The following is a 7,917-nucleotide window of genomic DNA, read 5'->3' on the forward strand; positions in this document are numbered from 1 at the left end:
CTCAAGCCATGCGCGCGATAGGTTAGAAGTCGTTCAAATCCGCCTCGGCACTGCCCACCATCTCATCGGTGATTTCCAGGGTTTGAGCCGATTGGCTCGGCCACTTCAGACCCATGCAATCAAAGAACTGTTTTAGAAGCACTCGATCGAAATGACCGGTCCACTTCTCCATCATCTCCGCGGCAGCCTGCGGAGTGAAGCCCTTCTTGTATGGCCGAATCGACGTCAAGGCATCGAAGACATCGCAGATCGCGACCATCCGTGCCGCGGCGCTGACCTGTCCGTCTTTCAAGCCATCCGGGTAGCCGGACCCATCCAGTTTTTCGTGATGATGAAGGCAGATTTTCCCCACGATTTCCGGCAGGCCCTTCGTCCTTGCCAGCATTGCATAGCCCTCGTGCGGGTGGGTCTGCATGACTGCCATCTCATCGGCGGTGAGCTTGTCCGTCTTGGTCAGAATTTCGGTCGGGATGCGAATCTTTCCGATGTCATGCAAAAGACCGCCAACCGACAGTATCCGGACCAGGTTGCTGTCCAGCTTGAGATGTCGCGCGAACAAGCCGACAAGGGCACAGACTGCCACTGAATGTTGAAAGCTGATCTCGTCCTTTGTCTTGAGCTTGGTGAGGTTCAGGATGCTGGCCGGGCGCGTGTACAGCAGCTGGTCGACGACATCGACAACCGCCTCCACTTGCTGCCGGTCAATGCTTAACGATGAGGCAGCGTTGCTGAAGATCGAGCGGACCATCCCGGTCGGCTTCGCCAGCGCCGCTCCAACGTTGGCGGGCGTTGGGTTCTCATTGGGTTTTGCTAGCCCGGCCGTCGAACCGGTCGGCCCGACCCCCTTTGAAAGATCGATGACAAGCGTCGTTACCGAACTTTCGCGAAGCGTCTTCAGTTCGGCGTGGCTGGATAATTTGAACTGGCTGGCTGCAAATGGGCTGCGTAGCCATTGCCTGCCGAACCCATGAATAAACATGCCGAGACGGGCTTCATCCTTGTCGATCTGAAGAAGCGTCGAATTCGTCATGCCGTCTCGCTTGGTTGGCCTTTGGCTCGAAATCGTCGGAGCGACCGAGGGCTCGGCTGATACCAACGCCTGACATTGCCGGGGTCGCTGGAGGCGCCTGCCTCAAGACATGGCGCATAGCCGCCCGGAAATTGATCGCGCACCCCTCTACCTCGTCGCCACTTCACGTTACGGCACGTTCGTAAACTTTCCTTGCCCTATCGAGCAGGCGGCAAGATCGCCTCGCAGCCATCGAATGTGGATAGATTCGGGATCGTCCTTCCCCCCGCAGCCGCCTGTTCCTCAGCTTTCCAAAAATCTCATCGCCATTTTATCCACGCCTTCTCCGCCTGCCGCATAATCCTTGCACCGTTCTCACGGGAAGCCTGGCTGCGCACCGGGCATCAGGCGAGGGCGGCGGCGCCGGATCGGTCGCGCTGCGGTAGCGCGACTGGGAGATGATCCCCCAGGTCCGGGCCTCGACTGGGCCTTTGGCGAAAATGCCATCCCCCGGTGAGGCAAAACGCCGGCGGACGCAGGACACCGCGCCGCATAATAATTTCCAAGGGCGCGGTTCCTGCGTCTGCTTCCCGATCCGTTCGCGGCGGGAAGGGGCTTCCGCATGCCTGAAACATCCAACCCGAAAGGACCAGACATGACGGACCCGAAAGACGACATCCCGCAGGAGTTAAAAGAGCTTTGCATTTCGGCGTTGAGCCTCGCGCTCGAAGCCGACGGCGCACCCGAGCGCTGCCTGAACCGGCTGTGCCGGCGACAGGGCCATTGCCATCTGCCGATGGACGACAACGGCCCCGGCGCTTGCGGCGGCGGTCCGATCCCCGGCCGCGTCGCCGCCGAAGCGGCCCTCATGCTGGCTTTTAGGCTGGAGGAGTGAGGCGCTACAGCAAGCCGGCCTGTTCGGCTTCGAGGCGCAGGTTCTGGCGCGGGCGCGGGCCGATCTGCTGGATCACCAGCCCCGCCGCCAGCGAGCCGAGGTCGCCGCAGGTTTTCAGGTCGCGGCCTTGCGTGTAGCCGTGCAGGAAGCCGGCGGCATAGAGGTCGCCGGCGCCGGTGGTGTCGACCAGCTCGGCAATGGCGGTCGCCTCGATCACCACCGTCTCGTCGCCGCGCACGATCACCGAACCCTTTTCGGAACGGGTCACGGCGGCCAGCCGGCAATCCTTGCGGATCGCCGCCAAGGCCTCGTCGAAGGAGGCGGTCTGGTAGAGCGACTTGATCTCGTGGCTGTTGGCGAACACGATATCGACCGTGCCCGAGCGCATCAGGTCGAGGAATTCGTCGCGGTAGCGGTCGACGCAAAACGAGTCCGACAGCGTCATCGCCACCTCGCGCCCGGCGGCATGCGCCAGCCGCGCGGTCTGGCGGATCGCCTCCTTGGCGCGCGGCGGGTCCCACAGATAGCCCTCGAAATAGGTGACGCTCGCGCCGCTCGCCTTGTCGGCCTCGACGTCCTCCGGGCCAAGCTCGACGCAGGCGCCGAGATAGGTGTTCATCGAGCGCTCGCCGTCCGGCGTGACGAAGATCATCGAACGCGCCGTCGGCGGCTCGCCCTTCAGCGGGGCGGTGTCGAAGGCGACGCCCAGCGCCTTGATGTCATGGGCGTAGATTTCGCCGAGATGGTCCTCGTTGACCTTGCCGAAGAAGGCGGCGCGGCCGCCGAAGCTGGCAATGCCCGCCGCCGTGTTGCCGGCCGAACCGCCGGACGCTTCGATGGCCGGACCCATGCGGGTGTAGAGCAGCTCGGCGCGCGTCGAGTCGATCAGGTTCATCGCACCCTTGATGATGCCGTTGTCGGTGAGGAACGCCTCGTCGCACTGGGCGATGATATCGACAATGGCATTGCCGATGCACAGGACGTCATATTCGGGCATTCATCCCACTCCGCCGCAAGGGTTCCACGCCGCCGCCGCAATCCGCGCGCACCAGCCGAGCGGGGTCTAGAGCATCGGGACCGCTTTGCAAAGCCCGGGCAAAGTGTTTGGGGCGAGGCGGCATTTGCAGGCCGCCCGCACCTGAATCTAACGCAGGAGGAAGCCGCGGCCGAGCTCGTCGTCGTCTTCCAGGGTGTATTCGGCCTTGCCCGAATAGAAAGCGCGGCCGCCGACGCGGGCGACGATGGCCTCATGCGGCCCGGCCGTCGTGGTGCGGGCAACCGCGCCGGTGAACCGCGAACCGACGATGCTTTCGAAGACGCGCGTCTGGCCAATGCCGATCTCGCCCTTGGCGTGCATCGCCGCCAGCCGTGCCGTCACGCCCGATCCGGTCGGCGAGCGGTCCACCTCCGCCTCGGCAAAGACGCAGACATTCTTCGTCGGCTGGTCGCAAAACCTGTCCACGCCATCGGTCAGGATCGTACCATAGAGAAAGGCGAGGTCGTCGTGGTCGGGATGGGACAAGGGGAGGGTGGCTTTCAACCTGTCGGTGAGCGCGGTTGCCGCGTCGATGAAATCGCGCGCCCGGTTGCGGCCGAATTCCAGCCCGAACTGGCGGCAGTCGGCCAGGGCGTAGAACGCGCCGCCATAGGAAAGGTCGAAGCGCACTTTGCCGAAACCGGCAAGCTCGGTGCTTTCCTCGCGGGCGAACAGGAAGGCCGGCACGCTTTCGAAGGAGACCGCGCCCGCCTTGCCGTCCCTGACCTCGACCGAGGCGACGACCAGCCCGCACGGCGCCTCGATGTTGACCACGGTCACCGGCTCTTGGGCCGCGACGATGCCGGTGTCCACCGCATAGCGGCCGAGCGCGATCACGGCATGGCCGCACATGGTCGAGTAGCCCTCATTGTGCATGAACAGCACGGCGAGGTCGGCTCCCGGCAGGTCCGGTTCGACCAAAAGCGCGCCATACATGTCGTAGTGGCCGCGCGGCTCGAACATCAGGAGCTTGCGCAGATGGTCGAGGTGGTCGCGGACGTAAGCGCGCTTTTCGAGGATCGTGCCCTTGGGGATCGGCGGATAGCCGCCGGTGACGATGCGCACCGGCTCGCCGCCGGTATGCATGTCGGTGACGGTCAAAGGTGCATTCACCGCTCAGCCTTCCGAAGCCGAGAACATCTTCTGCAGCCTGTCATAGGCCATGGCGTCACGGCTGAAGGCGAAAGAACCGCTCTCCAGAATTTCCTTCGACGCACGCTCCAGCGCACCGAACGTATAATTGGTCAGCTTGGAACCGAGCGATATGCGCTTTGCTCCTGCCTTGGCCAGTTCGGCTACCGTGAAGGCCGGGACGGCGAGAACGTTGACCGGCTTGGAAACGGAGGAACATATGGTGCGCACCATTTCGATATCGGCAATGCCCGGTGCATAGAGCACGTCCGCGCCTGCCTTCTCGAACGCCTGCAGGCGTCGGATGGTGTCGTCGAGATCGTTGATGCCATGCAGGAAGTTTTCCGCCCGCGCTGTGAAGACGAAGTCGTTCTTCAAGGCCCGCGCCGCCTCGACCGCCGCAGCCACCCGCTCGACCGCGTGGGAGAAATCATAGATCGGATGATCGTCGTCGCCGGAAAAATCCTCGATCGAGCAACCGGCCAGACCGGCGGCCTCGGCGGCGAAGATGGTTTCGGCGGCGCGCTCCGGGCTGTCGCCCTTGCCTTTCTCCAGGTCCGCCGACACCGGCAGGTCTGTCGCAGCCGCCAGCTCCTTGCAGTGGGCGATCATCGTCTCGAAATTCACCGCGCCATCCCGCAGCCCGCGCGAAAAGGCGAAGCCGGCGCTGGTCGTCGCCAGCGCCTTGAACCCGAAGGACTGCAAAAGCTTGGCGGTGCCGATGTCCCAGGGATTTGGAATGACGAATGTGGAAGCGTGGAGTTCGCGGAAAGTCTTGCCCTTGTCCATGGCGTCTGCCCTGTCAGTGTTGAAATCGTGGAGCGATCCTATCCTCGGGCACTGCGGCGGGCAAACGGATGCGATTGGCTCAGGGCCCTGTTTTTCCGGTTTCCGTCCGATAAACATGACAGGGTGGTGTCAGGAGAATGCGCTGCCCTGTCTCCGGCCAGCCGATGTTGCGCTCATTCCATTGGCAAGCGTTGCCTTGCCCGGACGGCCATTTTTGCCACGCATCGCAAAAAATCGAAATTTATCGAACTAGTTCAAAGAGTTACAAATCTTGATCATGAAACCAATCTTCCACGACGCTTGGGAAATATTATCCAGTTGACAGGTAAGGGAGCTTGTGGCCTGATTGCATTTGGTGAAATTTTCTTTCTCAATGTGAATTACATTAGATTGAAAGTTTTGCCCAACGAAGAACAGCTCTTTGATTCATCGGATTTGGTAATCGGAGGAGACGGATGGGTGGAAAAATAACAACAACAAGCATCCATAACGTGTGAAAATTGAGCGGCTATGGCTTAGCCATCATGGCATCATAAAAAGCGATACGGGAAGAATTGCACCGTTACTTTGGCGTGTGCCGTTTCTGTCGTGTCGGTATTGGTGCATCTGGCAAAGCCGAACACACCAGATAGCGCAATTTTCGACCTCGGCATGGCCGCAAGCAGCGGTGGTGCCGGGCCAGTGGCCGGCTACCAACCGACCTTAACACAAAAGATGCTGAAACAGGGGCGTCGGGTCTTGCGTACGCGCCCGTAATTTCACGTCGAAGAGCAAAAACCGCGAGCCGTCTTTCGGCGGCACGTGGGTACTTCGTGCGGCCTCAGGCAGCCTGACCCGGCGAGGGGCCGAACAGACAGGTAAGCAGACCGATTTTGCAAAACCAGGTCATAAGGAGGAGGAAACCCCATGACTGACAAGCGCAAACGTACGTTCTACACGGAGCCAATTGGCTGCACATGCCGCAAGACCCCGATCACCGCCAAGGTGAAAGGGAGGACGAGATGAGCAATACTCACGGGGACACAATCGACGTACTAGACTACGAACAAGGCAATCTTCAGACCGGTACAAATTGGTGGGGCGCCTTTGTCATCGGTCTGGCCGGAACCATTCTCGTAACCGGCGCCGCGCCAGCCTTTCTTACGGTTTTCGGCGCTTCCTATATTCCCTTCATCGCATTCTTCACGCTTACAGGCGTTGTGTTATGCCTTTTGCTGGCAGAACTGTCGGCAATGATGCCCGGGCGAACGGGCGGTTCTCCATCCTATGCTTATCCTGCCTACAAGGACCGATGGCCGCGGCTGGCGCCGCACGTCAACGGTGTGACGGCATGGATGTACTGGGTGGGCTGGATGCCGGTCGCGCCGCTTAACATGATCCTGGCGTCGTTCTACATCACCCACCTTTTTGGGCTGGACGCGACTGTCGGCATTACACCGATCAGCACGTTCATCCCCTGGTGGACGCTGGCGATTACCGCGGTCGGTCTTCTGGTCCTGTCGGTGCCCGCCTATCTCGGCATCCGCTTCGGCACTTCGATGGCTACCATACTGGCCGTGTTGTCGATGATCCCGCTGACGTTCCTGTCGATCGGCTTCGTCTTCAACCCCGATGCCGCGAACTGGAGCGAGATCGCCAACTTCCCGCAACTCGACGGGTCGAGCTTCTTCAGCGATATCAACGGCTACCCTGCCTGGGTCATGTATGTAGCCTATGCGTTCCCGCTGCTATGGACGGTTATCGCCTATGAAGCGGCAGCCTGCTACATCGGCGAGTGCAAGCATCCGGGCCGCGACGCCAAGATCGCCATGACGCTCGAAGGCGGCTACGGTGTCTTCGTCTACACCATGCTGCCGATTTCGTTCGTGGTCGTGCTTGGCGCACAAGCCATATCGGATCCGGCCCTGGTCGATCCGAAGACGATGTTTGTCACTTTCGCCAGCAACATCTTCCCCGGCGTCGCAGGGGCCGTAATGGAATGGCTGATGGCGATCATGCTGATCATCGCGTTGGTGCTGTCGGCGCTGAACTCGCTGATGGGCTGTTCGCGTTCGCTCTACCAGATGTCGCTCGACGGCCAGTTCCCGCGCTTTTACCAGCACCTCAACAAGAACCACGTTCCTGACCGGGCAATGATGACCAACGTCGGCGCCAGCCTGCTCATTGCGTTCATGGGCGGAGCGATCGAGATCTATTCCTTCTCCAACGTGGGATATCTCGGTTCCTTCGTGCCGGTGCTCATCGGCTATTACCTGCTGCGCAAGGACCGCCCGAACGTCCATCGCCCGTTCCGCCTGCCGGAGTACTTCAAGTACGTCGCGCTGGCGCTGGCGGCGCTGTACTTCTTCGTGTGGTTGGTAGGCGGCGTCATCTACTCGTATATCGGCGGCCAGGCGATCTACTACTTCCTCGGCATCGCCGCGACGTTCATGTACCTGCCTCTGTACTGGTACCGCAAATGGGAGGACCGCCGTGACGGCGTGCCTGCCGGCGCGGTAGCGACAACCAGCAACTAGGAGGTTGGGCAGATGATCCGGAACCTGTTTGGACAGTCACGGACTGCCGGCGAATCGAAAGCCGCGCAAAATGTGCTGATCGCTTCTGAAGGCAGACGTTTCAACCAGGACGTGATCGACCTGGCGGTGCGGATGCTGCTTCCACATGACGGCCATGCCAGAGTGCTCAGCGTGGCAAGGCTGTGGGGGACAGGTCTTGGACTGCCCAATCCAGGCTTGCGCCCCAGCAAGCGCGAGATGGAAGAGCAGCAGGAGAACGTCTTTTGGGCTCTTGGCCAACTGGAGGAAGCCGGCGTGACGGCAGGTGGCCATATCGTAACCACCCGCAATCCGAGCAAAAGCATCCTGAACGAGGCAAAGCGTCACAATTGCGATGCCATCATCATGGGGGCAGACCCGCGGCGTCCCTGGTTCATCCGCAACCTTATGTGGAGCCAGGTAAGCATGCGCCGTAGGCCGCCTTGTTGAGAAGTATTTCGGCGTTCAGCTTTTCGCGTTCGTAATCCGGCAGCATTGCCGGCAGCGGTGCTGGAGAGCTTTG

At 61.0% G+C, this 7,917-nt stretch carries 8 protein-coding genes; 4 read left to right on the forward strand and 4 right to left on the reverse strand.

What is annotated here, in order from left to right:
• Positions 1-22: 22 nt before the first annotated feature.
• On the reverse strand, positions 23-1,030 hold the full coding sequence (locus tag ASD50_RS02130; protein WP_056235294.1) for an HD-GYP domain-containing protein: 1,008 nt from the start codon (positions 1,028-1,030) through the stop codon (positions 23-25).
• A 634-nt stretch (positions 1,031-1,664) separates the two neighbouring features.
• Here ASD50_RS02130 and ASD50_RS02135 point away from each other — a divergent pair.
• Positions 1,665-1,904 (forward strand): hypothetical protein, encoded by a 240-nt coding sequence (locus ASD50_RS02135; RefSeq protein WP_056235298.1) that lies wholly within the window; start codon positions 1,665-1,667, stop codon positions 1,902-1,904.
• Positions 1,905-1,908: 4 nt separating this feature from the next.
• On the opposite strand, the gene ASD50_RS02140 is transcribed toward ASD50_RS02135, so the two are convergent.
• The 3 genes from ASD50_RS02140 to ASD50_RS02150 form a co-directional block, all read right to left on the reverse strand.
• Positions 1,909-2,901 (reverse strand): adenosine kinase, encoded by a 993-nt coding sequence (locus ASD50_RS02140; protein WP_056235302.1) that lies wholly within the window; start codon positions 2,899-2,901, stop codon positions 1,909-1,911.
• A gap of 147 nt (positions 2,902-3,048) precedes the next feature.
• Positions 3,049-4,026, reverse strand: coding sequence for a proline racemase family protein (locus ASD50_RS02145; RefSeq protein WP_056235345.1), 978 nt, complete (start codon positions 4,024-4,026; stop codon positions 3,049-3,051).
• A gap of 30 nt (positions 4,027-4,056) precedes the next feature.
• Positions 4,057-4,860, reverse strand: a complete 804-nt coding sequence (locus tag ASD50_RS02150) for an isocitrate lyase/PEP mutase family protein (protein ID WP_056235303.1) — start codon at positions 4,858-4,860, stop codon at positions 4,057-4,059.
• 126 nt (positions 4,861-4,986) lie between these two features.
• Here ASD50_RS02150 and ASD50_RS22870 point away from each other — a divergent pair, with 126 nt between their 5' ends.
• The 3 genes from ASD50_RS22870 to ASD50_RS02160 all read left to right on the forward strand — a co-directional run bounded on the left by ASD50_RS22870 (position 4,987) and on the right by ASD50_RS02160 (position 7,844).
• On the forward strand, positions 4,987-5,331 hold the full coding sequence (locus tag ASD50_RS22870; protein ID WP_156464901.1) for a hypothetical protein: 345 nt from the start codon (positions 4,987-4,989) through the stop codon (positions 5,329-5,331).
• Between the two features lie 530 nt (positions 5,332-5,861).
• The gene (locus ASD50_RS02155; protein ID WP_056235349.1) at positions 5,862-7,376 is read left to right on the forward strand and encodes an APC family permease; all 1,515 of its coding nucleotides are present in this window, start codon (positions 5,862-5,864) and stop codon (positions 7,374-7,376) included.
• Between the two features lie 12 nt (positions 7,377-7,388).
• Positions 7,389-7,844 (forward strand): universal stress protein, encoded by a 456-nt coding sequence (locus tag ASD50_RS02160; RefSeq protein WP_056235306.1) that lies wholly within the window; start codon positions 7,389-7,391, stop codon positions 7,842-7,844.
• Positions 7,845-7,917 lie beyond the last annotated feature (73 nt).

Origin of the sequence: Mesorhizobium sp. Root552, from assembly GCF_001427285.1 — a bacterium.
In the GTDB taxonomy this organism is placed as follows: Bacteria; Pseudomonadota; Alphaproteobacteria; order Rhizobiales; family Rhizobiaceae; genus Mesorhizobium.